21 protein-coding genes are annotated in these 24,682 nt (G+C 59.5%); 10 read left to right on the top strand and 11 right to left on the bottom strand.

Translation table 11 applies throughout. From position 1 onward, the window contains the following. Positions 1 to 208 precede the first annotated feature (208 nt). Both ACI5GA_RS11180 and ACI5GA_RS11175 read right to left on the bottom strand, forming a co-directional pair. On the bottom strand, positions 209 to 1,768 hold the full coding sequence (locus ACI5GA_RS11180; RefSeq protein ID WP_421422797.1) for an AmpG family muropeptide MFS transporter: 1,560 nt from the start codon (positions 1,766 to 1,768) through the stop codon (positions 209 to 211). A 42-nt stretch (positions 1,769 to 1,810) separates the two neighbouring features. Then, on the bottom strand, positions 1,811 to 2,158 hold the full coding sequence (locus ACI5GA_RS11175; RefSeq protein ID WP_404636256.1) for an MGMT family protein: 348 nt from the start codon (positions 2,156 to 2,158) through the stop codon (positions 1,811 to 1,813). 182 nt (positions 2,159 to 2,340) lie between these two features. Between ACI5GA_RS11175 and ACI5GA_RS11170 the strand changes: the two genes are divergently transcribed. From ACI5GA_RS11170 to groL, 5 genes are all read left to right on the top strand, one after another. Then, positions 2,341 to 3,348 (top strand): DUF481 domain-containing protein, encoded by a 1,008-nt coding sequence (locus tag ACI5GA_RS11170; RefSeq protein WP_421422796.1) that lies wholly within the window; start codon positions 2,341 to 2,343, stop codon positions 3,346 to 3,348. Between the two features lie 235 nt (positions 3,349 to 3,583). Further along, entirely contained in the window at positions 3,584 to 4,315 is a 732-nt protein-coding gene (locus ACI5GA_RS11165; RefSeq protein ID WP_421422795.1) for a HugZ family protein, read from the top strand. 66 nt (positions 4,316 to 4,381) lie between these two features. Continuing rightward, positions 4,382 to 4,876 (top strand): FxsA family protein, encoded by a 495-nt coding sequence (locus ACI5GA_RS11160; protein WP_404635799.1) that lies wholly within the window; start codon positions 4,382 to 4,384, stop codon positions 4,874 to 4,876. A gap of 256 nt (positions 4,877 to 5,132) precedes the next feature. Next, positions 5,133 to 5,426: a co-chaperone GroES gene (locus tag ACI5GA_RS11155; RefSeq protein ID WP_274135953.1), complete on the top strand. Its 294-nt coding sequence runs from the start codon at positions 5,133 to 5,135 to the stop codon at positions 5,424 to 5,426. Between the two features lie 51 nt (positions 5,427 to 5,477). Further along, entirely contained in the window at positions 5,478 to 7,124 is a 1,647-nt protein-coding gene (groL, locus tag ACI5GA_RS11150) for a chaperonin GroEL (RefSeq protein ID WP_404635801.1), read from the top strand. 123 nt (positions 7,125 to 7,247) lie between these two features. Here groL and ACI5GA_RS11145 read toward each other — a convergent pair whose 3' ends face one another. Then, positions 7,248 to 7,991 carry a phosphatase PAP2 family protein gene (locus ACI5GA_RS11145; RefSeq protein WP_404635803.1) on the bottom strand — a complete coding sequence of 248 codons (744 nt, stop codon included), beginning with the start codon at positions 7,989 to 7,991 and terminating at the stop codon, positions 7,248 to 7,250. A 221-nt stretch (positions 7,992 to 8,212) separates the two neighbouring features. Between ACI5GA_RS11145 and colR the strand changes: the two genes are divergently transcribed. The 5 genes from colR to ACI5GA_RS11120 all read left to right on the top strand — a co-directional run bounded on the left by colR (position 8,213) and on the right by ACI5GA_RS11120 (position 11,990). Continuing rightward, complete coding sequence (colR, locus tag ACI5GA_RS11140; protein ID WP_108236939.1) at positions 8,213 to 8,896, top strand: two-component system response regulator ColR; 684 nt, start codon at positions 8,213 to 8,215, stop codon at positions 8,894 to 8,896. Further along, positions 8,886 to 10,166, top strand: coding sequence for a sensor histidine kinase (locus tag ACI5GA_RS11135; protein WP_404635805.1), 1,281 nt, complete (start codon positions 8,886 to 8,888; stop codon positions 10,164 to 10,166). The genes colR and ACI5GA_RS11135 overlap by 11 nt, the downstream gene beginning before the upstream one ends. A gap of 207 nt (positions 10,167 to 10,373) precedes the next feature. Further along, entirely contained in the window at positions 10,374 to 11,042 is a 669-nt protein-coding gene (locus tag ACI5GA_RS11130; protein ID WP_404635807.1) for a class I SAM-dependent methyltransferase, read from the top strand. 4 nt (positions 11,043 to 11,046) lie between these two features. Beyond that, entirely contained in the window at positions 11,047 to 11,766 is a 720-nt protein-coding gene (locus ACI5GA_RS11125) for a lipopolysaccharide kinase InaA family protein (protein WP_421422794.1), read from the top strand. Continuing rightward, positions 11,763 to 11,990, top strand: a complete 228-nt coding sequence (locus tag ACI5GA_RS11120) for a hypothetical protein (RefSeq protein WP_404635811.1) — start codon at positions 11,763 to 11,765, stop codon at positions 11,988 to 11,990. Before ACI5GA_RS11125 ends, ACI5GA_RS11120 begins: the two co-directional genes overlap by 4 nt. Before the next feature lie 113 nt (positions 11,991 to 12,103). Here ACI5GA_RS11120 and ACI5GA_RS11115 read toward each other — a convergent pair whose 3' ends face one another. From ACI5GA_RS11115 to ACI5GA_RS11080, 8 genes are all read right to left on the bottom strand, one after another. Then, complete coding sequence (locus ACI5GA_RS11115; RefSeq protein WP_421422793.1) at positions 12,104 to 15,136, bottom strand: multidrug efflux RND transporter permease subunit; 3,033 nt, start codon at positions 15,134 to 15,136, stop codon at positions 12,104 to 12,106. 30 nt (positions 15,137 to 15,166) lie between these two features. Next, positions 15,167 to 16,318: an efflux RND transporter periplasmic adaptor subunit gene (locus tag ACI5GA_RS11110; protein ID WP_421422792.1), complete on the bottom strand. Its 1,152-nt coding sequence runs from the start codon at positions 16,316 to 16,318 to the stop codon at positions 15,167 to 15,169. A gap of 113 nt (positions 16,319 to 16,431) precedes the next feature. Continuing rightward, entirely contained in the window at positions 16,432 to 17,529 is a 1,098-nt protein-coding gene (locus tag ACI5GA_RS11105; protein WP_421422791.1) for a DUF1513 domain-containing protein, read from the bottom strand. Between the two features lies 1 nt (position 17,530). Further along, positions 17,531 to 18,595, bottom strand: coding sequence for an imelysin family protein (locus ACI5GA_RS11100; RefSeq protein WP_421422790.1), 1,065 nt, complete (start codon positions 18,593 to 18,595; stop codon positions 17,531 to 17,533). Between the two features lie 27 nt (positions 18,596 to 18,622). Further along, on the bottom strand, positions 18,623 to 20,050 hold the full coding sequence (locus tag ACI5GA_RS11095; protein ID WP_404635821.1) for a di-heme oxidoredictase family protein: 1,428 nt from the start codon (positions 20,048 to 20,050) through the stop codon (positions 18,623 to 18,625). A gap of 111 nt (positions 20,051 to 20,161) precedes the next feature. Then, entirely contained in the window at positions 20,162 to 20,734 is a 573-nt protein-coding gene (locus tag ACI5GA_RS11090) for an AP2/ERF family transcription factor (protein WP_404635823.1), read from the bottom strand. A gap of 230 nt (positions 20,735 to 20,964) precedes the next feature. Further along, positions 20,965 to 22,317: an imelysin family protein gene (locus ACI5GA_RS11085; protein WP_404635825.1), complete on the bottom strand. Its 1,353-nt coding sequence runs from the start codon at positions 22,315 to 22,317 to the stop codon at positions 20,965 to 20,967. Between the two features lie 299 nt (positions 22,318 to 22,616). Beyond that, positions 22,617 to 24,668 carry a putative bifunctional diguanylate cyclase/phosphodiesterase gene (locus ACI5GA_RS11080; protein ID WP_404635827.1) on the bottom strand — a complete coding sequence of 684 codons (2,052 nt, stop codon included), beginning with the start codon at positions 24,666 to 24,668 and terminating at the stop codon, positions 22,617 to 22,619. Positions 24,669 to 24,682: the final 14 nt, after the last annotated feature.

Here is a 24,682-nt window from a genome sequence, read left to right as displayed (position 1 = left end):
CCTGCAACGCAAAAGCCCCGACTCGTGAGAGATCGGGGCTTTTTGTTGTCACGTTTCAGGCGCTGCTGCACCTGGAAGCCACGGATTCGCAATCATTGTGGGAGCCGCCTTGGTGGCGAATGTGTCGTGACAGTGAATGTATCTGTGACTTGACCCACCGCTTTCGCCAGCAAGCCGGCTCCCATAGGTTTTGCGGCAGCCATTCGATTTACGGCCTGTCGCTGGCGGGCGTCTCCACCGGCTTCTCTTCTTCCACCGGCTTCTCCTTGCGCAACTCCTGCCCCCAATGCAACGCAATCATGAACAGGGTAGGCACGCCCATCAGGGCCGTGGCCAGGAAGAAGTTGTGGTAGCCCATCTTCTCGACCATGACCCCCGAATACCCGCCGATCAGGCGTGGTAACAGGAGCATGATCGAGCTGAGCAGGGCGTATTGGGTCGCCGAGAATTTGAGGTTGGTCAGGCTCGACAGGTACGCCACGAACGCCGACGTCGCCAGACCCGAGCTGAAGTTGTCCAGCGAGATCGTCAGGATCAGCATCTTCAGGTTCGGCCCCATGTCGGCCAGCATCAGGAACAGCAGGTTGGTCGCCGCGGAGGTCGCGCCGCCGATGAACAGGATCGGCAGGATGCCGAAACGCACGATGGCCAGGCCACCGAAGGCGGCGCCGAGCAGCGTCATCACCAGCCCGAAGATCTTGCTGACGCTGGCGATCTGGTCCTTGGTGAAGCCCTGATCGATGTAGAACACGTTGGCCATCACGCCCATGACTGTGTCGGACATGCGATAGGTCGCGATCAGCCCCAGCAGCAGAAAGGCCTGCCATCGGTAGCGCAGGATGAAGTCATTGATGGGGGTCAGCACTGGCGCCAGACCGCGTCGTCCCATGGAAGACAGACAGGCCGCGGTAAGCAGCGTGTAGAGGATCGCGCGCAGGAAGGCGCGGTCTTCCATCAGAAGGCTTTTCCAGGTCGCATCCTTGAACAGCACGCTGGCGAAATCGGTGTTGTAGAGCTGGGTGAACATCGCAGGCACGGACACCAGCAGAATGATCAGCACAAACACTGAGGCCAACTGGTGTGCGAAGCCATAACGCGCCGCCGAGAGCTGGGTGCGCAAGGCGACGGGCGGTTCGCGCATCACCAGCGTGGTGATCAGCGCCGGGACCATCAACAAGCCGAAGATGACGTAAGTGCCGGTCCAGGCCGAGTGCTTATACGCGAAGCCGGAGGAGCCGAAGCCTTCGGCGAAGTACAGCGCGCCTGCGGTGGCCAGCAGGGCTGCAACGCGGTAGCCTGCCATGTAGCTGGCGGCGAGGGTGGCTTGCTGACTGTCCGAGGCGATTTCAAGGCGGTAGGCGTCGATGGCGATATCTTGGGTCGCAGACGAGAAGGCCACGACCACCGCGATCGCGATCAACCACGACAAGTGCTGCTGGGGGTCACAGAAACCCATGCCGATCAGACCGAGGGTCACCAGCGTCTGCGAGAGCACCAGCCAGGAGCGACGGCGCCCCAGTTTGCCCAGCAGCGGCAGGCGCCATTGGTCGAGAAGAGGGGACCAGACCCATTTGAAGGCGTAGGCCAGGCCGATCAGGCTGGCGTAACCGATGGTCTCGCGGGCGACACCCGCTTCCCGGAGCCAGACCGACAGCGTGGAAAACACGAGCATATAAGGCATGCCCGCAGCGAATCCGAGGAGCAGCAGCACGAACGTCGATGGGCTGGCATAAGCGGCGAGCGCGGCGCGCCAGGTTTTGCGGGGCATGGGCTGAAATCTGCCTCAGATTACGTAAACAAAGCGCGCACTCTAACCGTTGTGCTCTGTCGGGCGCCAGCCATGACGCTCCATATCCACACGATTGTTACGGATGGTCACCCCTTCGGCGCGCAATCGAGCGCGCTGCTCTTCTCCGGAAACCGTTCCGGCGACCAGACTCAAGCGTCCGCCTGCGCCGATGACGCGATGCCAGGGCAGGCTGCTGCCGTCCGGTAACTGGCTCAAGGTGCGCCCGACGAAACGTGCCGCTCGTCCTAAACCGGCCAACTCGGCCAATTGGCCATAGCTGACGACTTTGCCTACGGGAATTTGATGCATTGTCAGGTAAAGCGCCGTGCGCCGTGCCTCTGCGGGAGATTGACCGCTGGGGTCATCCATCAATGAAGTCTGTTCGGTCACGCGTTCGTTCCTGTTCAAAGAGGCAGCAGGAAAATTCGATAGGGAACTGAGGAAATTTCCTACGGTCAGTGATTCCTGTGTCGGCGGTCCACGGATTGCCTCGATGTTGTCCCGAGGGATAATGCCCGATTTACCCGCCAGCCAGAGCCTTGTTTTCGCTTATGTTGTCCAGAACCCTGTTGTGCCTTGCCATTACCAGCGCCTCCACTCCTTTGCTTGCCGATACCGTCTGGTTGAAGAACGGCGACAAACTGACGGGGACCATCAAGGTCTTCGACGGCGGAAAGTTGCTGCTCAATACCAAGTATGCAGGCGATATTCCGCTGGACTGGAAAGAAGTCAAGACGCTGGAGAGTGATCAGCACCTGCTGGTCAAACAGGACGCTTACACCGGCGAGATTTCCAAATCGTTGAAGGCAGCGGATGACGGCAAGGTCACCCTGGCCAACGGCGATGCGCCGAAGACCGTGGATCTGGCGAGCATTCAGCAAATCATGAAGCCCAAGCCGGTCGTCACCGATCTTGTCTGGAAGGGCAACATCGACGCGGCGCTGGACTTCCAGCGGGCAGACACCGACACCGACGACTACAACCTGGCCTTCAAAACCTCTGCGACCCATGGCCGCTGGCGCCATAACGCCAAGGGCGAATTCAACCGCGAGACGCAGGACGACACGACCACCACCAACAACTGGAGTGCCGAGTATTCCCTCGACCGCTTCATCACCGACAAGTTCTTCTGGGACGGTCGGATCACCTACAAGCATGACGGTATCGAAGATTTGCGCCGCCAGCGCACAGTCGGTACGGGACCGGGTTATCAGCTTTGGGATGACGAGTTGGGCGCATTCAAGATCGGCGCGTTGGTCAACCGGACGGACTTTGAATATTCCAATGGCTCGAAAGACAACTTTTACTCCGTTTCAGGTACGTGGGATTACAACCGTTACCTGATTGGCAAGAAGGTCGAATTCTTCACCAACGGCGAAGTGGGCAAACCGATCAGCGGTGTGGCGGATTACAGCCTCGATACGGAAGTGGGCCTGCGCTACAAGGTCACTGAATGGGCCTCGCTCAACGTCAAGGCCGAGAAAGACATCATCAGCGGCTCTGACGATGGTGATTTGAACAAGACCCGTTATACCGCAGGGTTTGGTGTGGCGTGGTAAGCCCTGTATCTAGACATAGCGGCCCCACGCTGTTGGTAGTCGCCGCTTAACCTGTGGGAGCCGGCTCCCACAGGTATTGCGCAAGGCTGGCCTTCTCTGAAATTTTTACGCAAATTTCCCGCAAAATCGTCACGTGCCTCCAATCTGGCACCCCTGAGCGATAACGATTATCGTGTGGGCCTCAGCCGCTGAGCGCTGTCCCACTCGTCGTTTTCATCTGTTCAGGAGCCTCATCATGAGCGCCAAAGCCAACCGGCAAGCCCGAGAGTTATTGCTCAAGGAATATCGCGGCGTGCTGTCGACGCATTCCAAGTCGATGCCCGGTTTCCCGTTTGGCTCGGTGGTGCCGTACTGCCTTGACGATCAGGGCCGTCCACTGATCCTGATCAGCCGCATCGCCCAGCACACCCACAACCTGCAGCGTGACCCCAAGTGTTCGATGCTGGTGGGTGAGCGTGAGGCAGAAGATGTTCAGGCCGTCGGTCGCGTAACGGTGATGGCCGAGGCGCAGAAGGTCACCGACCAGGCTGCGATCGAAGCTGCCGCCCAGCGCTACTACCGCTATTTCCCGGACTCCAAGAGCTATCACAGCGCCCACGATTTCGATTTCTGGGTGTTGGTGCCGGTGCGCTATCGCTACATCGGCGGTTTTGGCGCGATTCACTGGCTTGACGACGTCGCGCTGGCCAACCCGTTCGCCGGAGCTGCCGAAACGAGCATGGTCGAGCACATGAACGAGGATCACACCAAGGCCATCGCGCATTACGTCGAGTTGTCCGGGCTGCCCCAGACCGAACCGGCAGTATTGGTGGGTATCGACAGCGAAGGCATGCACTTGCGCATCGGCCAAAGTCTGTATTGGCTGGCGTTTGCGGAGTCTTGTAATACGCCGACACAAGTCCGCCAAGCCTTGGTGCAGCTGGCTCACGCGGAAAAATGGCCGACCGCTGAACCGACCGAAGCTTGAATTAACGACTTTGCGACTTCACCTAGTGTCTACTGGAAGCCTTACTTCCGTAGAGGAAACTATTTGATGCGCGCTTTTTTACTGCTTTTTTTGCTTTTTCCGGTGCTTGAGCTGTTCGTACTGGTGAAAGTCGGGATGTCGATCGGCTTTCTGCCGACCTTCCTACTGGTGGTCGCCGGGTCCATGCTCGGGTTCTTCGTCATGCGTGTCGCAGGCCTCGCGACGGCCATGAGCGCTCGCGAGAGCCTGGCGCGGGGCGAGTTGCCCGCGCAGCAGATGATGGATGGGCTGATGATGACGGTCGGCGGCGGCTTGCTGGTGTTACCTGGTTTCATCAGTGACGTGTTGGGGTTGATCTGTTTGATGCCGTTCACTCGTCGCTTGCTGGCCAACAAGGTGCGTCAGCGCGCCGAAGCGTCGGCCAATCGTCAGCGAGCTTTCGCCGATGATCTGCGTGCTGGTTCCATGCATCCGGGCGCTGGCCGTACGGGCGCTCGCCAGCCCGAGGTGATCGAAGGTGAAGTGATCGAAGGCGAATACGAGCCTGTCGACAAAAAGTGAATCCTGCCTGCGATTCGCGCGGCACCTTCGGGTGCCGTTTTCGTTTCAACGGCATGTGCCCGTTGAAAATTTTTTCTTCGCCCAGCCTTGTAATCATCTTGCCCGCCCCTATGTATGGGTCACCGTAAGGTTTCTGGCGCATTTCGCCAGACCGTATTCCGCGGTTCGCTCGCGAGCCGCACCCGGCAAGTCCGGAACGTTTTAGCCGCTCGGTGCCAACGCCGGACGTTCAAAAACCATAATTAGGAGATCGACAATGAAGCTTCGTCCTCTGCATGACCGCGTCGTAATCCGTCGCAGCGAAGAAGAAACCAAGACTGCTGGCGGTATCGTGCTGCCAGGTTCGGCTGCCGAGAAACCAAACCGTGGCGAAGTCATCGCCGTCGGCGCTGGTCGCATCCTGGACAACGGTGAAGTACGTGCGCTGGCCGTAAAAGTGGGTGACAAAGTGGTGTTCGGCCCTTACTCCGGCAGCAACACTGTGAAAGTAGACGGCGAAGACCTGCTGGTGATGAGCGAGAACGAAATCCTCGCCGTCGTTGAAGGCTGAGTCGATAAACCGCATTTCCCGCTACTACTAAGTATTTAAGGAATAACGATCATGGCTGCTAAAGAAGTTAAATTCGGCGACGCCGGCCGTAAGAAAATGCTGACTGGCGTAAACGTCCTGGCCGACGCTGTAAAAGCAACTCTGGGCCCGAAAGGCCGTAACGTCATCATCGAAAAAAGCTTCGGCGCTCCTCTGATCACCAAAGACGGTGTATCGGTAGCCAAAGAAATCGAGTTGAAAGACCGTTTCGAAAACATGGGCGCGCAGCTGGTCAAAGACGTTGCCTCCCGTGCCAACGACGACGCCGGTGACGGTACCACCACTGCAACCGTTCTGGCTCAAGCCATCGTCAACGAAGGCCTGAAAGCCGTCGCTGCCGGCATGAACCCAATGGACCTCAAGCGCGGCATCGACAAGGCCACCGTGGCCATCGTTGCTCAGCTCAAATCCCTGTCCAAGCCTTGCACCGACACCAAAGCCATCGCTCAGGTCGGCACCATCTCGGCCAACTCCGACAATTCCATCGGCGACATCATTGCCGAAGCCATGGAAAAAGTGACCAAAGACGGTGTGATCACCGTTGAAGAAGGTTCGGGTCTGGAAAACGAGCTGTCGGTCGTTGAAGGCATGCAGTTCGACCGTGGCTACCTGTCCCCGTACTTCATCAACAAGCCGGACACCATGGTGGCCGAGCTGGACAGCCCGCTGCTGCTGCTGGTCGACAAGAAGATCTCCAACATCCGCGAAATGCTGCCAGTCCTGGAAGCCGTTGCCAAAGCTGGCCGCCCTCTGCTGATCATCGCTGAAGACGTCGAAGGCGAAGCGCTGGCGACCCTGGTTGTGAACAACATGCGTGGCATCGTCAAAGTCGCTGCCGTCAAGGCACCAGGCTTCGGCGACCGTCGCAAGGCCATGCTGCAGGACATTGCTGTTCTGACCGGCGGTACCGTGATCTCCGAAGAAATCGGTCTGAGCCTGGAAAGCACCACCCTGGAGCACCTGGGTAACGCCAAGCGCGTTGTGCTGAACAAAGAAAATACCACCATCATCGACGGCGCTGGCAACAAGGCTGACATCGATGGTCGTATCGCTCAGATCCGTCAGCAAATCGGCGACACCTCGTCCGACTACGACAAAGAGAAGCTGCAAGAGCGTCTGGCCAAGCTGTCCGGCGGCGTTGCGGTGATCAAAGTCGGCGCCGGTTCCGAAGTCGAAATGAAAGAGAAGAAAGCCCGCGTTGAAGACGCCCTGCACGCAACCCGCGCAGCCGTCGAAGAAGGCGTGGTGCCTGGCGGTGGTGTAGCGCTGGTTCGCTCGCTGCAAGCCATCGCTGAGCTGAAAGGCGACAACGCCGATCAGAACGTCGGTATCGCCCTGCTGCGTCGTGCGGTTGAAGCGCCTCTGCGCCAGATCGTTGCCAACTCCGGCGACGAGCCAAGCGTCGTGGTCGACAAGGTCAAGCAGGGTTCGGGTAACTTCGGTTACAACGCTGCAACCGGCGAATACGGCGACATGATCGAAATGGGTATTCTGGACCCGGCCAAAGTGACTCGCTCTGCTCTGCAGGCGGCGTCCTCGATTGCCAGTCTGATGATCACCACCGAAGCGATGATCGCTGACGTGGCAGAAGACAAGCCAGCAGCTGGCGGCGGTATGCCAGACATGGGCGGCATGGGTGGCATGGGCGGCATGATGTAAGTCGGCCTTACCCGGATGCACAAAAAACCCCGCTTCGGCGGGGTTTTTTTATGGATGTCTGGCTTGGGGTTCTTACTCGGATGCCTTGGCGGGGGTTGCATCAGAGTTGCGATCTAACGCCAACTACCCAGAGACCGCCTCACCCGCCAAAGCCTTGTCTGATTTCCCCACCGGTCTATACAACACCGCGTAATACGCCCCCAGACAAATCAACCAGCAAAACACCGCCGTCCACACGTTGTGCGAAAAGAAGTGCGCGCCTTGCAGCATGCGGCCTACAGAGAACACCGTTCCCAAGCCAAACGCAAAGATCAGCCCCGCCTTGGCCAGACGTGGTTTGCGGTCTCTGAACACGAAGAACAGGGCGAACAGGGTAAAACCCGTCGCCGCATGCCCACCCGGCCAGCAGCGGCCCGGTTTGTCGGTCGGTGGACGAGGACTCAGCAGTTCGCTGTAGGTTTCCTCGCCACCAAACTGCGTAAGGCTCCACGGGCATTGAACGGACGTCACAGCCTTGACCGGTGTGACGAAGCTGGTCGACAGCGCCATCGACAGCACCATGCAACCCAACTCCCGTTTCCAAGGCTTTAGTGGCCCCACGAAAAACGATGCAACAAATCCTGCGAGCGACAACACGCCCAAGGTGATGACCACCTGTTTGGCGCGGTCGTGCAGGATGTTTTCCAGAAAGTAACTGTGTTTGCCGATGAACTCCCCTGCGGCCGGATCGTAGGCCATTTGGGCGAGGTTCATGTCCAGCGAGGTCAGTTCCAGCAACAACAGGGCGATGGCGGTCACCACCGGGATGCCCAGATACACCCACAGGTTGATCGGGCGCGAAGCGGGCCGTTCGAGAACTTCAGACATGTTGGATTCCGTGTGATGGCGAGGAGCCCCTCGTTAGCATTCGGCAGTCTGAGCTGCAGGCTGTCGCGTCGCTGTGAATCACGGGTGAAAAAAACGTTATGTGCCTCGGCGCTGGCCCTCGGGCGAAGTTGGCCGTAAGCTGCCGCCAACTCTGACCTCGTTGAGTGCGCGTTCCGACGCGGCCGGGTCATCGCGACAACTGCATACGGAGACATGCGCCCATGAGAATTCTGCTGGTTGAAGACAACCGCGACATCCTGGCAAACCTGGCTGACTACCTGGGGTTGAAGGGGTATACCGTCGATTGCGCGCAAGATGGCTTGTCCGGCCTGCACCTGGCCGCAACCGAGCATTACGACCTGATCGTGCTCGACATCATGCTGCCGGGCATCGACGGTTACACGCTGTGCAAACGCCTGCGCGAGGACGCCCGTCGCGACACGCCAGTGATCATGCTGACCGCTCGTGACCAGCTTGATGACCGTTTGCAGGGCTTCCGCTCCGGTGCGGACGACTATCTGCTCAAACCCTTCGCGTTGTCGGAACTGGCGGCGCGTATCGAAGCGGTGCTGCGTCGTGCGCAAGGCGGCGGGCGTCGCACGCTGCAAGTCGCCGACCTGGTCTACGACCTCGACACGCTGGAAGTGACCCGCGAGGGGCGCATGCTCAAGCTCAACCCGGTCGGCCTCAAGTTGCTGGCGGTCCTGATGCAGAAAAGCCCTCACGTCTTGCGTCGGGAAATTCTCGAAGAGGCGCTGTGGGGCGACGATTGCCCGGACAGCGACAGCCTGCGTAGCCATGTGCACCAGTTGCGTCAGGTGATCGACAAGCCGTTCGCCAAACCGCTGCTGCAAACGGTACATGGTGTCGGCTATCGCTTGGCTGAGGGCCGCGATGGAGTTTAAGCAGAGCCTTGCCCAGCGCATCATCATCGCGTTTGCCTTGATGAGTGCGCTGGTGGCCGGTTCGTTCGCGATGGGCATCGTGGCGACCGTCCATCTGGTCGAAGAAAAGCTGATTTCTGCGGGGCTGGGGGGGGATTTGACCCGTCTGCTGCTGATGGACAGCGTTGAAGACTGGAGTCATCGCCCCGAGCCGGATCAGTTGTTTTATTTCAGCGGCGGTCCGGGAGATTTCGAGCTACCCAAAGACCTGCGTCATCTGGAGCCTGGTTTTCACGAAGTATTTCGTGGGCCGCTGTCCTATCACGCGATGGTTGAGGTGGTCGATGGCCGCCATTACGTGCTGTTGCAAGACCAAAGCGATTTCGAGGAGCGCGAGCGTGTGCTCTTTGCGGTCGTGCTTGTCGGTTTCGTACTGGCGCTGGCGTTGGCCGTGGTCCTGGGCTGGATTCTCGCTCGTCGGGTCATGGCGCCTGTGGTGCGGCTGGCGCGACAAGTGCGTCATCGCGACCAATTGCTGGGGCTGGCGCCACCGCTGGCACCGGACTACGCGGCAGATGAAGTGGGCGAACTGGCCGTCGCGTTCGATGCCACGTTGGGACGCCTGCGCGATGCGCTGACCCGCGAGCGGATGTTCACCAGCGACGTGAGCCACGAATTGCGCACGCCGTTGATGGTGCTGGCCAGCTCTTGTGAATTGTTGCTGGAAAATCCCGCACTCGATCAGCGCGCCCGTGCGCAAGTCGAGCGAGTAGGGCGCGCCTGCGAGGAAATGCGCGACTTGGTGCAGACCTTCCTGATGCTGGCCCGCACACAACGCGACGATGCCGGATTGAATCCGCAGTTGTCTCTGCAAGGGGCCGCGCAACAGTTGCTGACGCTCTGGCGTGATCCGATCGAAACCAAGGGGCTGCGTCTGGATTACTTCCCGGACAACGCGTCTCAAGGCACCTACAACGCTACATTCCTGTATGCCGTGATGGGTAACCTGCTGCGCAACGCACTGCATTACACCGATCACGGGTTCATTCGCCTGACGCTGCTGCCCAATGGCTTCACGGTTGAGGATTCGGGTGTCGGTATCCCGGAAGAAAAGCGCGAGGCCATGTTTCAACCTTTTGTGCGCGGCAATGAAAAGCGCGGCGAAGGACTGGGGCTGGGACTTTCGCTGGTTCAGCGGATTTGCGAAAACCAGGGGTGGACCGTCAGCCTCGATACCATGGAGCCCAACGGGTGCTGTTTCACTGTCGAGTTTAAAAAGGCCGCTGCCTGACAGCCTTGTCAGTGAATGGCCTTTCAATGTATCGGCAGTGTAAATATTGCTGCGATCATTCAGGTTGTGGCCATATGCTAGCCCTATCTTCTGGAAAAACCTCGTAACATTTGTGCTTGTCAGGGGACGTTTTTTTCACATTCACGTGACCTGAGGATGACGTTAATCCACCTACTTTTGGCCGTATCACCTTCAGGAGAGGCGGCCATGAGCAAGCGGATTGAGTTAGATTTCTCGCGCAAATACGACGACGAACACGCAAAAAAATATTTACGCAAACACAGGGACGGATTGGCGCGGCGGTTGTCTGACCATCGCGACAAGCAGCTGGCCCGCCGCGCACTGGCGTTGGCAGGCGAACCTGGTCTGGTGCTGGACTTGCCGTGTGGGGCCGGGCGTTTCTGGCCATTGCTGGCGGAAAAGGCCAACCGGGTCATCATCGGCGCCGATAACTCGGCCTCCATGGTCAAGACCGCTTGCAATTCGCAACCGGCTGAAGTGGTGAAACGGGTACAACCCTTGCAGACCTCTGCATTCGCCATCGACATGCCAGACAATGCAGTGGACAGCATCTTTTGCATGCGCCTGTTGCACCACGTCGGCAAGGCCGAGGACAGAGCCGTGTTGCTCAGGGAGTTTCATCGGGTCACTCGCGACAGCGTGATCATTTCGCTCTGGGTGGATGGCAATTTCAAAGCCTGGAAACGCAAGCGCGCCGAGCGTAACCGTCATCAAGAGGGTTACCAGAACCGCTTCGTGTTACCGGTGAACACAGTAGAAGCCGAATTCGAACAGGCAGGATTTCGCATCCAGGATCGTCTGGACTTCCTGCCGTTGTACGCCATGTGGCGTGTGTATCTATTACGTAAGAGGTAACAGGATGGCCGTGGATTTCGCAGCAGAGTTGACCCTTCCCGCCAAGGACCGTTTTGCCTATTTCTGGAACACCAAAGGCGAGTGGGTGGAAGAGCCCAACGTGCGCCGTGGTGGTGAAAGTGGCGTGCAACGCGTCGTGTCGGAGAATGGCCGCTTGCTGTACGTGAAGCGGCAGGTCGGTCACATCTACCGCAGTTGGCTGCATCCATTCGGCCGCCCGACGGTCTTGCGTGAGCGCGATGCCCTCGAAGGCCTGCGTCAGCTCAACGTCAACGTACCGCGCATGGTGTTCTGTGGTGCTGAGCGCGATGAAAACAACGAGTGGCGCGCGCTGTTGGTCACCGCGTCGCTGGACGGTTTCGACGAATTTGAAAACTGGCTCAAGGCCGGTGGTCGTGAGCAATATGGCGAGGCCGTTTACGAGCAAGTGCTCAAGGAACTGGCCGAGAACCTGGCGCGCATGCACAAGGGGCGCTGGCAGCACAGTTGCATCTACATCAAGCACGTTTTCGTCCGCGTGGTCGGTGAAGGCGCAAACGCCAAGCCTGAAGTGGCGCTTCTGGACCTGGAGAAATGCCGCCAGCGCCTGACCGCTTATGGCGCGGCCCAGCACGACATGAAACAACTGCGTCGCCACTCGTCGTTTGCGTCGGCGGACTGGAGCAAGCTCGTCTATTTTTACGAAACGGCGTTTGGCAGCCCCATCAAAGGTTTAGATCGATGAAGTTAGAAGTCGCTCGAGGTTTGTTTCTGGTTGGAGCGTTAGGCATCGCATCCATAGCCATGGCGGCGTGGGAAACCCCCAAACCGAAGATCCTGAGCGCAGTCCACGGCGAGGGCCAATGCGCCCTCCCGCGTGTGGCGAAGGCTGAATCGCCCGTACGTCCGGATCATGATTTGCTGTTGTTGATGTTTGGGTTGGCGCAGGGGACGAGGGGGCAGAACTGAGGTTTGTTGGGTTTTTGAGAGTGGTTGGCTCTGGAATCTCACTCTGTTGCCCTGTCGGGCCTATTCGCCAGCTTGCTGGCGAATAGGCCCGACAGAGCAACAATGTGGCCACCTCACGCTAACCTCTTATCCCTCCCCGCCAACACCGTATAAACACACGGCAACACAATCAGCGTAAACAACGTCCCCACCGACATCCCCACCGCGATCACCAGTCCGATATCGAACCGGCTCACAGCCCCCGCGCCTGTCGCCAGGATCAACGGCACCATGCCGAACACCATCGCCGCCGTGGTCATCAACACCGGCCGCAGGCGAATCGCTGCTGCTTCTTCCACCGCCTCACGGGCGGTCAGTCCTTTGTCCTTGCGCAACTGGTTGGCGAATTCAACGATCAGAATCCCGTGCTTGCTGATCAACCCGATCAACGTCACCAGCCCGACCTGGGTGTAGATGTTCAGCGTCGACACCCCAAGGAACAGAGGAATCAGTGCGCCGCAGATCGACAACGGCACGGTCACCAGAATCACCAGCGGATCGCGGAAGCTTTCGAACTGCGCCGCGAGCACCAGAAAGATAATCGCCAGCGCCAGGCCAAAGGTGACCCACAGTGCATTGCCCTCCTGAACGAACTGGCGGGAGGTCCCCGCATAGTCGTAGGCGAACCCGGCGGGCGCTTCTTCGATAGCGATCTGCCGAACCGTTTCGATGGCCTCACCCATGCTCACCAGCGGGAACCCGGAAATAACCGCCGAGTTGAGCTGCTGGAACTGGTTCAACTGACGTGGACGAGCCCGATCGCTGACCTTGATCAGCGTCGACAGTGGCAGCATCTTGCCTTCGGCGTTTTTCACGTAATAGTTGGACAGCCACTGCGGGTTGTCGCGATAGGCCCGCTCCACCTGCGCGATGACTTTATAACTGCGGCCATCGATGGTGAACCGGTTGATCTCCGCCTCACCGAGCAACGTGGCAAGGCTGCCGCCCAGGTCCTGCATCGACACGCCCATTTGTGCGGCCTTGGCGCGATCGATGTCGACCACCACTTCTGGTTTGTCGAACGCCAGATCGAGGTCGAGAAACGCGAACTTGCCGGATTCGGTCGCACGTTTCTTGATGCGGTTGACCACCTCCAGTAGCGCCGCATAGTCGTTAGGGGTGTTGATCACGAACTGGAAGGGCAGGCCCTCGCCCGTGCCCGGTAATGAAGGCAGGTTGAAACCGAAAATCTGCAGCCCGGTGATCTGTTCCAGCTTGGCCTGCACTTCGGGCAACAATTGCATCTGCGTGCGTTTGCGTTCATCCCACGGTTTGAGCAGGAAACCGCCCACGCCGGTCTGTACACCATTGAAACCGTTGATCTGGAACGATGAGTAATACTCCGGGAACGCCTTGAAGATGTCGATGAACTGCTGGGTGTACTTGTTCATGTAATCGAGGTTGGTCGGCTGCGGCGACGTGGCCATCATGAAAATGATGCCCTGATCCTCGTCCGGCGCCAGTTGCGACTGACTGAACTTGAGGAACACTGGAATCAGGCACAGCACCAGCACAGCGAACACGATAACCACCGGGCGGGTGTTCAGCGTGCCGTGCAACAGCCGCTGATAGCGCACTTTCAGGCCGTCGAAAATCTGATCGAGCTTGTGGGCCAGCCCGCTGGGGTTTCCATCGTGGTGCAGCAGCATGGCGCACATCATCGGTGACAGCGTCAGGGCGACGATCCCGGAAATCACCACCGCACCGGCCAGCGTCAGCGCGAACTCCTTGAACAGGGCGCCGGTCAGGCCTTCAAGAAAACCGATGGGCGCATAAACGGCCGCCAACGTGATGGTCATCGAGACCACCGGCATGGCGATTTCCCGCGCGCCTTCCAATGCTGCATTCAACGGCGTTTTGCCTTCCTCGATGTGGCGATGAATGTTCTCCACCACCACGATGGCATCGTCGACGACAAGGCCAATCGCGAGCACCATCGCCAACAGTGTCAGCAGGTTGATCGAGTAGCCCATCATTTGCATGAAGAACAACACCCCGATCATTGACAGCGGAATGGTGATCACCGGGATCAGCACCGAACGCAGTGCGCCCAGAAACAGGAACACCACGACGATCACGATCAGCACCGCTTCGATCAGGGTTTTCACCACCTCATGGATCGATGCCTGAATGAACAGCGTGGCGTCGTAAGCGATGGAGGCTTTCAGGCTGGGCGGCAACTGGCTTTCCAGTTCCGGCATGATCCGCCGCACTTCCTTGATCACGTCCAACGGGTTGGAACTGGGCGTGCCCTTGATGCCGATGTAGACCGACGGCGTGCCATCGAACGAACTGACGGTGTCGTAGTTTTCCGCACCCATCTCGACCCGCGCCACATCGCCGAGCAGCACGCGGCTGTTGCCCACCGTCTTCAACGGGATCGCGGCGAAGGTTTCCGGGGATTTGAGATCGGTGGTGGCGTTGACGCTGGTGACCACGTATTCGCCTTTCACCTCGCCTGCCGCCGAAAGGAAGTTGTACTTGCGCACGGCGTCAGTGACGTCGTTGGCGGTCAGGCCAAAGCCTGCCAGTTTCACTGGGTCCAGCCACAGACGCATGGCGAACACCTGATTGCCAAGGATTTCGGCTTCGGCCATGCCCGGCAGCGTAGCGAGCTTGGGCTGGATGACCCGCGACAGGTAGTCGGTGATCTGGGGGTTGTTCAGCTCCGAGCTGTAGAAACTGATGTACATCAGCGCCGAGGCGTCAGCCGCTTCTTTGCTCAGCACCGGGTCTTCGGCGTCCTGAGGCAACTTGTTCTTCACCTCGTTGGCTTTGGCCAACAGTTCGGTGTAAAGGCGGTCGCTGTTGGAACCGATGCGCGCGTAGATCGAGATCACCGAGAAGTTCTGGCGACTGACCGAGGTCATGTAGTCGATGCCTTCGGCGCTGGCCAGACTTTGCTGTAACGGTTGCGTGATGTAGCCCTGAATGGTTTCGGCATTGGCGCCGGGGTAAGCCGTGGTGACGGTGATCAGCGCGTTTTCCATCTGCGGGTACTGGCGGATGGTCAGTTTGCTGAAAGCCTGAAAACCCAGCAGCACGATCAACAGGCTGATCACGCTGGCGAGCACAGGGCGTCGGATGAACGGGTCTGTAAATGCCATGAAAAAAGCTCCTTCGAACAGTCGCCAGGGTCAGTCAACCTTGGGCTGGTCGCTCTGTTCGACGGGGGCTGCCGAATCGGCACTGATGGCGACAGGGGTGCCGTTGTCCAGCTTCAACTGGCCACCGGTCACCACTTGTTCGCCCACTTTCAAGCCTTTGCGGATGATCACCTGCCCGCCACGGCGCTCGCCGGTTTCGACGAAACGGCGCTCCACGGCCAGCAGCGGCTCACCTTTGGCGTTCTTTTCAGGCTGGCCATTGGCGTCTTTTTTCGGGGTGATGACGAACACCGAATTGCCGTAAAGGGTGTAGGTGATGGTGCTTTCGGGGACGACCAGCTCTTGGGTGTCCTGCCCCAGAATGACCTGCAAGTTGGCGAACATGCCCGGCAGCAGTTTGCTGTCCGGGTTGGGCAGGGTTGCGCGTACCAGCACGTTACGCGTGGCGTCTTCGACCTTGGGGTTGATTGCACTGATGCTGGCGTTGAAGCTTTCATCGGGGAAGGCCGCGACGCTGACCTGAACCTGCTGGCCGATGCTCAGTTTCGGCAGCATCTGCTCGGGCACATAGAAGTCGGCGTAGAGGCTGCTCAAATCCTGCAACGTGGCGATGACTGTGCCGCTGGCGAGGTAGTCGCCCACATCCACCTGGCGAATGCCAATGGTGCCGCTGAAAGGCGCGAGGATGCGCTTCTTGGCCAGTGAGGCGTTGAGTTGCGCGACGGTGGCTGCGGCCTTTTTCTGCGTGGCGGCCAGTTTGTCGAACTCGCCTTTGGAAATGGCCGCGTCGCCCACCAGCTTGCTGCCCCGTGCGTAGTCGACCTGCGCCAGACCCAGATCCGCCTCGGCGGTGCCCAGCAGGCCTTTTTCCACATCGCTGTCGAGTTGCAGAAGTGGCTGGCCGACTTTGACCTTTTGCCCTGATTCGAACTGAAGCGCTTTGACTGTCCCGGCGACCTCCAGACTCAGGTTCACGCCTTGCAATGCCTTGAGGCTGCCAATGGCAGGCAGGCGGTTTTGCCAGGCTCGGGATTCAACGACAGCCACCGCGACATTGATTGGCGGTTTTGGGGCAGAGAACTGCTGGATTTGCTGATAAATCGAGAATGCCTTGTACCCGCCCAGGGCCAGCACCACGATCAGGACAACTCCCAACATGATCAACATGCGGCGACGCAACATATTCCACTTCCTTGGAAAACAGATGAATCAGGCGAGCACGGTAGTCGCGTCGCGGGTTTGTTGCCAGTGCTCGTTGCGGTTTTCGTGGGCTCACTCCTACAGGGGGATAGGGGTTAAACCAAATGCAAATGGTTGTCCCACAACCCCGCAGGCAGCTCCAACGGCTGTGCCACCAATGCACTCTGGCGGCAATCATAAAACCGGCAACGACCCTGGCCTGAAGTCACCACGAAGCCATCCGCCACCGCGCCGACCCCGGCACAATCCGGCAACGGTGCATCGAGGCGCACGGCGCCGCTGTCCAGGTCCCAAATGAAGAAACGATTACCACGCGGCGCTGTTAATGCCACCAGCCGCAATTCGTTATGAATCGCCACGCTGGCGGTGTAATGGGCCATGGCCTGTAACTGCTGCTCGGCCACCGGAAATGCCTGAAACGGTTGCCCCGGACGTTTGATCGCCAACAGCTCGGCAGACTCATGAGATGGCCCCATGAACTGCTGCCCGGCGACGATGGTGCCGTCGCTGGCGATCGCCATGTGGCGCACGCTGTTCATCTGCTGTGACAGGGTTTCCTTGCTCAGCAGGGTGCCGTCACGCTGCATCAGCACCAGGCTCGGCTCCATCGCGTTGAGGTTCATCTCGACCCGGCTTTCCGCTTCGGTGCGAATGCCGCCATTGGCCACCACCAGGGTTTCGCCGTCCGGCAGCCAGGAGACCTGATGCGGGCCGATGCCGTGGGTGGAGATTTCGCCGTTGTGCTCCAGACGCTCACCAACGAACCGGTAAACGCCCAACACGCCACGCCCCGGATCAGTGGTGTCGTTCTCGGTGGCGTACAGCCATTCGCCGCCTTTGTGGATGACGGCGTGGCCGTAGAAATGCCGGTTCGGTTGCGAGGTGATGGTTTGCAGCAAGTGCCCATCGCGCAGGTCGATCAGGTAGCTTTCCGTTCCAGGGCGCCGGGCGACGAACAACGCAATCGGCAGTTCCGGGTGATTGATGATGTCGTGGCAACGCTGGGCGACCTGCGTGGCGAACACTTGAGTGCCGTCCACGCGATAGCCGACGGCATAGTGCTGGCCGTTGCCGTCATCGCGGGCGGACAGCAGCAACGGGCTTTCACCTTTTTTCCTGAACAGCGTCCAGCCCCCCAGCGTGCACGCGCTGAGGACCAGACTGCCAAGGGCAAGGGCCTGACGTCGCAACATATCAGTCACCATCGTTGGCATTGAAACCGAGCTGGATGCCCAACGCCTTGGCCAGTTCGCCTTCATGCAGGCGGTGGACGACGTTGAGGCTGTCGTAGAACGCGTTCAATTGTTGGCGACCCTGTTCGGTGGCCAGCAGTTCGACCAGCGGCGGCTTCAACGCGGCCAGTTGTTTGCGGCTTTCAGCGTAAGCGGCGTCGATCTTGTCGGCCAACGGTTTCTGCTCAGCGGGCAACAGGCCGCGCAGGCCGTTGTTGTCCACACCCGACCACACCGTTTCAGCGCTGTCCAGGCTGGCTTGCAGACTGCTCAACGAGGCCTTGCTGCGCCAGGCATCGGCCTGGAACGGCTGCGGTACGCCTTTGGATTGACGGCCCAGCGGCGTGCCGAGTTTCTTCTTCAGGGTGTCGAGGGCGGTCACTTGCACGCGCAGCAATTCGGCGATGGCTTCGTGAGAATCGGCGTAGCGCTGGTTCGGGAATTTGCTCAGCTGGGCGAGCATGCCGTCGGTGCTGTTCCAACTGTTGAGGATTTCCTCGGCCAGAGTCTTCTGACGTTCGCCGATGGCGGTCAGCAGCGGGCAGTACTGGGCTTTCTGTTCGGCGTTGGCCATGTCGATTTCAGCGTCGAACAGGATGTATTCATAAGCCGACAGCCCCTGCACCACGACGCTGGACTTGGCCAGTGCTTCTGCCGTGATGTGCGGCTGCGCGGTGACCAGTTGTTCGACCTGACGCCCGACGAGGTTCTTCTTGTCCGGCCAGAACTGGATCTGCCAGGAGCGATTGCCCTCGGCCAGCGGGCCAATCAGCAATGGCTGCAATTGGGCCCAGGCCTTTTGCGCATGAAGGAAATCGGCGCGGGCGGTGTCCAGATCGGTCTTGCCCTGACAAAACGCCAGCGCGCTGACCGCCAGTTGCCGGTCGGCGTCAACCCAGCGGCTGTATGTCGGCAGGATCACCTGCTTGGCGATGGCCGCAGACGTCACGGCCTGCGGGTCCGATGGCGCACAGGCACCCAGCGCAAGCGCAGCGAGGCTGGTGAACAACAGCTTGGGACGGAACATGTCCGGCTCCTTTTTGTAAAAGTACGATTAAAGAGAATTCAGAAACGCCAGCAACGCTGCCCGCTGCCCCGCGTCGAACGCCAACACCTGCCGCTGCGCAGGCAATGCCTCGCCGCCATGCCACAACACGGCTTCCATCAGATTGCGCGCACGCCCGTCGTGCAGGAATTGCGTATGGCCGCTGACGCTTTGGGTCAACCCAATGCCCCACAAGGGGGGCGTTCGCCACTGCTGGCCGCGGGCCTGGAATTCGCTGAGGTTGTCCGCCAGGCCTTCACCCATGTCGTGCAGCAACAGGTCGGTATAAGGGCGGATGACTTGATTGGCCAGCTCCGGCTCGGCAGCGTCGGCAGTTGTTGTGAACTGTGGTGTGTGGCACTGCTGGCAACCGGCCCTGAAGAACAGGTTTTTACCTTGCAGCACCTGTGGGTCGCCGACATCACGACGGGCTGGAACCCCAAGGTTACGGGTGTAAAAGGTGATCAGCCGAAGGATGTTGTCGCTGACTTCCGGCTCGCCATTGGGGCCGCCGCCGTGAGGCGCCTCTAGGCAATCCGTCTGAAACACCGTGCAGTCGTCAGCGAGTTTGAGGCGTGAAGTCAGGCCCATGTCTCCGGCGAGCGCATGAGCGTTCTGTTGATTCACGCTGGGTTGCGATGCTTTCCAGCCGAAGCGACCGAGCACGGTTTTCTGCTGCGCTTCATCCCAGACCCAATTTGGGGTGCCGGTGATGCCGGTGCCGTTTTTATTATCGGGGTTGGCGTTGGCCAGAATTGACGCCTCGGGGATCGCTTCGAGCAGACCCAGACCAATCATCGGCGGGGCGATTCGGGCCGAAGCGCGGGTTTGCGGGTGCATTGCGCCATAGCCGAGCTGGGTGATCTGCAGGGTCGGGCGGCGCAGTTGAACCGGCGTGCCATCGCGAAAGTGCACCGTCAGTGAGTCGTAGTCGACGCGCACCTTGCCTTCGGGAGGCACGCCGGGAACCGCCATGTCCTGCAGTTGCATGCCGTACACCGGTTCTGGCGTCAGGCCCCATCGTGTCAGGCGTTCGGTGCGCGCGGGGTCATCGGGAATCGACAGGCGTACCAGCATCGACACGGCGTTGTCCGCACCAGGTTCGGGTGGATGCCCGCGACCGTCCCGGATGTGGCAATTCTGGCAGGCGTTGGTATTGAACAGAGGGCCGAGGCCGTCTCGTGCGGTGGTCGTCGAAGGGGCGATCACCCAAGGGTTGCGAAAGAAGCTGTTGCCGACGCTGAAGTCCAGGCGTCGTTCGGGCGACAGGTTGCCCGAGGGCAGGGCGAAGGCGTTGCGATCGCTGCGGCTCACGGTGGCAGCACCACCGGATTGGGCTTCGCCAGGCTCGGCAGCGGTGAAACGCGGGGCGTCATCACACCCGCCGAGGGCCGAAGCCATCAGCAGGAACAGCGAAAGACGGAACCTCGCAGTCATACATACCTGCAAAAAAGGGGGGAATCGGGGCGGGCAAGCTTACCAGCCCCGTGTTGGCCTAATAAGAGGGATTTGCGTTTGTAAGCGCCTCTCGAAACGTGTTGTAACTAATTACCCAGCGCCCGGTATCGCGGTTTCGAGGTTTCCGAATCCGGTAATTTCCAGTGATGGATTCTCCACCATGAGTTGCATGAGGCGACGCTCGCCCTCGACCACCTTGAAACAGCGATACTCGCCGATGCTGTCGAGCTGACGCTCTCTCTCCCGGATGGCCAGCTCTTTCGCCCGCTCATAGCCGTAATATTCGACGCGGAAGGATTTGGTCACGCTGCTGCCGTTGCGTAACGTCGTGCGGGCTACCCAGTAGGCGATTCCGGTGTAGCAGCGGTAGTGCACGCCCGGATAGCCGCTGGTGTTGGTTGCAATGATGCGTTGGCGGATGTCTCGGCTGAGTTTGGGCAGGTGGGTCAGCATCAGTTCGTCACGACATGCATCAGCGGCTCTTCTTGCGGCCTCGCGCCCTCCGTATCGAGAGAATGAGAACAGGCGGTTGAGGGTTCGGCCGTCGCGGTAGATCGTCACTTTCCATGCTCGCGGCCCGTTGATTCCGACCAACAGGTGGATTCCGTAATCGTTGGCTTTGAGTGTGTTGACGCGACGCCTTTTCTTGTTTCCTTTCGGCACGGTCTGTCTCCTCCTGGATGGGATGGGGTCAAGGAAGTGACCATGATCAAGGGCGAGTAAAAGGCGTTCAATCCGACAGAGTGAGAACAGGAAATGCCCTACAGAACTTACGGATCGGTCTCTGGGAGGGACCTGTTTTGCGGGGCATTTGAGGGGTTTCAGAGGCCCAAAAAAGAAGGCCGACCCACGAATGGGTCGGCCTTTTTCTGGTGCTTTACCGAACGCGCCGATCAGAACTCGTGATCGGCGTTGTCCGGGTTCAGGTCGGTGATGCCCAGCTTGCCTGCCGCCTGCTCGATGGCGCCTGTCTGCTTGACCAGTGCCGCGATGGCGTCGCGAACGACTTGGTTGCCTGCCGTGTTGCCTGCGGCAATCAACTGGTCGAAGTGCTCGCCTTTATTGGCGTGATCAACGATGACTTGCAGCTTGGCCTGGGTGTCATCCAGATCGGTGCGCAGGGTAGTGTCGGTTGCCGCGTCGGCCTTGGCCACCAGCGACGACAGGCTCGGGCCGCTGACCTTGCTGCCATCTACACGGGTGTATTCGCCCAGGTAGACGTTGCGGATGCCCAGGCCGTTGTAGAAGTGCGAGTTGTGAGTGTTGTCGCTGAAGCAATCGTGTTCGTCTTCGCTGGAGTTGGCTTCCAGTGCCACCTTCATGCGTTCGCCCGCCAGTTCGCCCAGTGAGAGGCTGCCCATGCCGAACAGCATTTTGCGCAGGCCACTTTCCGCCGGTTCGGCTTCCAGGGTGGCGCGGTAGTTGTCGGCAACGCCCGGTTTCCAGTTATTGACCATCTCTTCGAGGTCGCTGACCAGCAGATCGGTAGCAGCCTTCAGGTAGGCGCGACGACGGTCGTTGTGGCCGCCAGTGCCGCCTTTGCCATCGATGTAGTCGCTGGCAGGGCGTTCACCCGCGCCGGGACCGGTGCCGTGCAAGTCCTGGCCCCAGAGCAGGAATTCAATGGCGTGGTAGCCGGTGGCAACGTTGGCCTCTGAACCGCCCAGCTCGTTCAGGCTGGCGAGTTTCTGCGGCGTGATTTCGGTGACGTCGACCTTGTCTTCGCCGACCTGGATCGATTTGTTGGCGATGATGTTGGCGGTGGCGCCCGGGTTGCCCAGCGCGTGTTGATAGTCCTTGGCGACGTAGTCGATCAGGCCTTCGTCCAGTGGCCAGGCGTTCACCTGACCTTCCCAGTCATCGATGATGGTGTTGCCGAAGCGGAAGACTTCGGTCTGCATGTACGGCACGCGAGCGGCGAGCCAGGCATCGCGAGCGGCTTTAAGGGTTTGATCGTTCGGCGTTGCAAGGAATGTGTCGACGGCGGTGCTGAGGGCTTTCGCAGTGGATTCGGCGTCGCTGAAGGCGGCGTACACCATGCTCGCGTAGTTGGCGACCACCGCCTTGGCGGCTGCATCGCTGGTCTGGGCGGGCGCGGCGGCCGGGGCAGCGGCTGGTGCTGGCGCGGAAGCGGCGGGGGCCGGCGTTGGTGCGGCGGCAGCGGGCTTGTCCTTGCCTTGGTCACAACCGGCCAGAGCGATAGCGAGGGCCAGCAGACTGGCAGTAGCCAGGGGCTTACGAATCATGACGGAATCCTGCGTCGAAAGGGGGAGGGGAACGGTGGCGAACGCCAAAAAAAGCTGCGACATAATGCGAAAGATTTGCATTCTGTGTAAAGGCAAAACGCCCTGATGCGGGCGATGAGATATTTCAAGCTGTTACAAGAACATTCGCGACAAAAAGTGCCCGCAACACCAAACGCTCTCGCTCTTCATAGACAAATAGTCGAGACACCGCTGAACGCGACATGGGCGTCGGAGTGAAGGGACCTCGGCAATGCCGAGGCCAAATCAGGAGCCAGCGGTTTTCCTCAAGGAGAGATCGGCTACAGAACGCCGACGTGGGTGCGATGGGATTGTTTCAGGTACGACAGCAACTCCCGGGCAGGCAGCGGCTTGCTGTAGAAATAGCCCTGACCCTCGTGGCAACCCTCGGAAATGATGTACGCCTCTTGCTCAGTGGTTTCCACACCTTCTGCAATGACCTGCATGCCAAGGCTTTTGCCCAACTGAATGATGGCGCGCACGATGGTGGCGTCGTCATCGTCGTCGATCAGGTCCTGAACGAAGCTCTTGTCGATCTTGATCTTGTCCAGCGGCAAGCTTTTGAGATAGCTCAGCGAGGAATATCCGGTTCCGAAGTCATCGATCGCAATCAACGCCCCGGAGCGACGCAGGCTGAGCAGGTGTTGAGCGGCGGTGCTGATGTCTTCCATCAGGCCGGTTTCCGTCACCTCCAGTTCAAGGCTGCGCGGCGGCAGACGGTAGATCTGCAACAGGTTGTTCACCACGCGGGGTAACTCAGAGTGGTGCAGTTGCACGGTGGACAGGTTCACAGCCATGCGCAGTTCGGTGAAGCCTTGATCGTGCCATTCGCGCAGTTGTTTACAGGCCTGATCCAACACCCATTCGCCAATCGCGATGATCGTGCCGTTCTGTTCGGCCAGTGGAATGAACTGATCCGGCGGCACGAAGCCGTGTTCGGGGTGAATCCAGCGAATCAGTGCCTCAACGCCCACTACACGCTGGTCCCGGTAGCTGATCTGTGGCTGGTAGACGAGATGGAACTGATTGCGCACCAAGGCTTCGCGCAGGTCTTTTTCCAGTTCTCGGCGGCGGCGCATTTCGCTGTCGACGCTGGCGATGTAGAACTGGTATCGATTGCGTGAGCGGGTCTTGGCCAGAGTCATGGTCTGTTCTGCTTTTTGCAGCAGCTTTTCGGTGCTGTCGCCATCTTCCGGGAACAGGGTGATGCCGATGGTGGCCCGCAGACGGATGTCTTCGCCTTCTACCGCGAAAGAGGCTTCCAGATCGTCGAGGATGCTTTGCGCCAGCTCGGCCGCTTCGTAGGGCTGTTCGATATCGGCCTGAACCAGCGCGAACTGGTCGCCGCCCAAGCGAGCCAGTGCGCCCAGACGTCCGCTATGAGCGCGCAGACGGTCGGCCAGCGCCAGCAATAACTGGTCGCCCGCTTGATAGCTGAACTGCTCGTTGATGCCTTTGAAGTCATCCAGACCAACGCACAGCACGGCCACTCGGTGTTGCACGCGACCGGCATCGACCAGAATCTTGTCCAGTTGGGTTTGCAGTTGTTGGCGATTGGGCAGGCCGGTCAGGAAGTCGTATTGGGCCATGCGCTGGAGGCTGGATTCGGCCTCATGACGCAAGTGGGTGTTGCGCTCGATGGAGGCCAATAGCTGGTTGGCGGTGGTGACCCAAATCCCCAGTTCGTTCTTTTCATGGCCTTTGAGCAGGGGGAGTTGATGCTCGCTGGGGCGGTCGGGGTTGATGCTGATCAGGTGTTCGATGATGCGCGACAGCGGTTTGGTGAGTAGCCAGTGATACACCAGATACAGCACCATCCCCATGGCCAGTGCACGCAACACGCCGGAAACGAAGATGATCATTGAATTGACCAGAAAGCCTTCACCGTAGGTGGCCGTGTCGAGGGTGATGCGCAGGTCGCCGTAGTATTCGCTGTAGGGGCTGCGACCGACCAGTTGCGTGGTGAAGCTGCGTTCCTGTCCGAGAATCGGATCGGTCAGCCAGCGGGTGGGGGACGATTTGAGATCGCGGGTCTTTTCGGCGAGAAGGGTTTCGTTAGGATGGCCAATGGATGCCATGCGCACGGCCTTGTCCTGGAACAGACCTTCGATGACCTGCATGCCCATTTCCCGATCCAGGCTATAGACAGCCTGAGTCGACGGGTCTCGGAACATGTCCAGAATCCGCTCGGCGTCTGTGGCGACGGCTTGCCGGGTTTTGTAGGCGTCATAGACGATTTGCGCGCAACTGAGCACAACGCCCACGACCAGCGCCGACAATAACACCACACGCAGCAGCTTCACCGACAAGCTGTTTTTGAGTTCCAGCTTCAAATGGCCATTCCTTC

Source organism: Pseudomonas sp. Pseu.R1 (assembly GCF_045764065.1).
Lineage (GTDB): Bacteria > Pseudomonadota > Gammaproteobacteria > Pseudomonadales > Pseudomonadaceae > Aquipseudomonas.
The sequence above is the reverse complement of the archived record's forward strand: the minus strand, read 5'-3'. Positions and strand labels throughout refer to the sequence as shown.

What these genes read in the sequence shown, in the direction of transcription:
- ACI5GA_RS11180 (WP_421422797.1), bottom strand. Translation starts at nt 1,768, where the DNA reads ATGCCCCGCAAAACCTGGCGCGCCGCGCTCGCCGCTTATGCCAGCCCA.
- ACI5GA_RS11175 (WP_404636256.1), bottom strand. Translation starts at nt 2,158, where the DNA reads ATGGATGACCCCAGCGGTCAATCTCCCGCAGAGGCACGGCGCACGGCG.
- ACI5GA_RS11170 (WP_421422796.1), top strand. Translation starts at nt 2,341, where the DNA reads ATGTTGTCCAGAACCCTGTTGTGCCTTGCCATTACCAGCGCCTCCACT.
- ACI5GA_RS11165 (WP_421422795.1), top strand. Translation starts at nt 3,584, where the DNA reads ATGAGCGCCAAAGCCAACCGGCAAGCCCGAGAGTTATTGCTCAAGGAA.
- ACI5GA_RS11160 (WP_404635799.1), top strand. Translation starts at nt 4,382, where the DNA reads ATGCGCGCTTTTTTACTGCTTTTTTTGCTTTTTCCGGTGCTTGAGCTG.
- ACI5GA_RS11155 (WP_274135953.1), top strand. Translation starts at nt 5,133, where the DNA reads ATGAAGCTTCGTCCTCTGCATGACCGCGTCGTAATCCGTCGCAGCGAA.
- groL (WP_404635801.1), top strand. Translation starts at nt 5,478, where the DNA reads ATGGCTGCTAAAGAAGTTAAATTCGGCGACGCCGGCCGTAAGAAAATG.
- ACI5GA_RS11145 (WP_404635803.1), bottom strand. Translation starts at nt 7,991, where the DNA reads ATGTCTGAAGTTCTCGAACGGCCCGCTTCGCGCCCGATCAACCTGTGG.
- colR (WP_108236939.1), top strand. Translation starts at nt 8,213, where the DNA reads ATGAGAATTCTGCTGGTTGAAGACAACCGCGACATCCTGGCAAACCTG.
- ACI5GA_RS11135 (WP_404635805.1), top strand. Translation starts at nt 8,886, where the DNA reads ATGGAGTTTAAGCAGAGCCTTGCCCAGCGCATCATCATCGCGTTTGCC.
- ACI5GA_RS11130 (WP_404635807.1), top strand. Translation starts at nt 10,374, where the DNA reads ATGAGCAAGCGGATTGAGTTAGATTTCTCGCGCAAATACGACGACGAA.
- ACI5GA_RS11125 (WP_421422794.1), top strand. Translation starts at nt 11,047, where the DNA reads ATGGCCGTGGATTTCGCAGCAGAGTTGACCCTTCCCGCCAAGGACCGT.
- ACI5GA_RS11120 (WP_404635811.1), top strand. Translation starts at nt 11,763, where the DNA reads ATGAAGTTAGAAGTCGCTCGAGGTTTGTTTCTGGTTGGAGCGTTAGGC.
- ACI5GA_RS11115 (WP_421422793.1), bottom strand. Translation starts at nt 15,136, where the DNA reads ATGGCATTTACAGACCCGTTCATCCGACGCCCTGTGCTCGCCAGCGTG.
- ACI5GA_RS11110 (WP_421422792.1), bottom strand. Translation starts at nt 16,318, where the DNA reads ATGTTGCGTCGCCGCATGTTGATCATGTTGGGAGTTGTCCTGATCGTG.
- ACI5GA_RS11105 (WP_421422791.1), bottom strand. Translation starts at nt 17,529, where the DNA reads ATGTTGCGACGTCAGGCCCTTGCCCTTGGCAGTCTGGTCCTCAGCGCG.
- ACI5GA_RS11100 (WP_421422790.1), bottom strand. Translation starts at nt 18,595, where the DNA reads ATGTTCCGTCCCAAGCTGTTGTTCACCAGCCTCGCTGCGCTTGCGCTG.
- ACI5GA_RS11095 (WP_404635821.1), bottom strand. Translation starts at nt 20,050, where the DNA reads ATGACTGCGAGGTTCCGTCTTTCGCTGTTCCTGCTGATGGCTTCGGCC.
- ACI5GA_RS11085 (WP_404635825.1), bottom strand. Translation starts at nt 22,317, where the DNA reads ATGATTCGTAAGCCCCTGGCTACTGCCAGTCTGCTGGCCCTCGCTATC.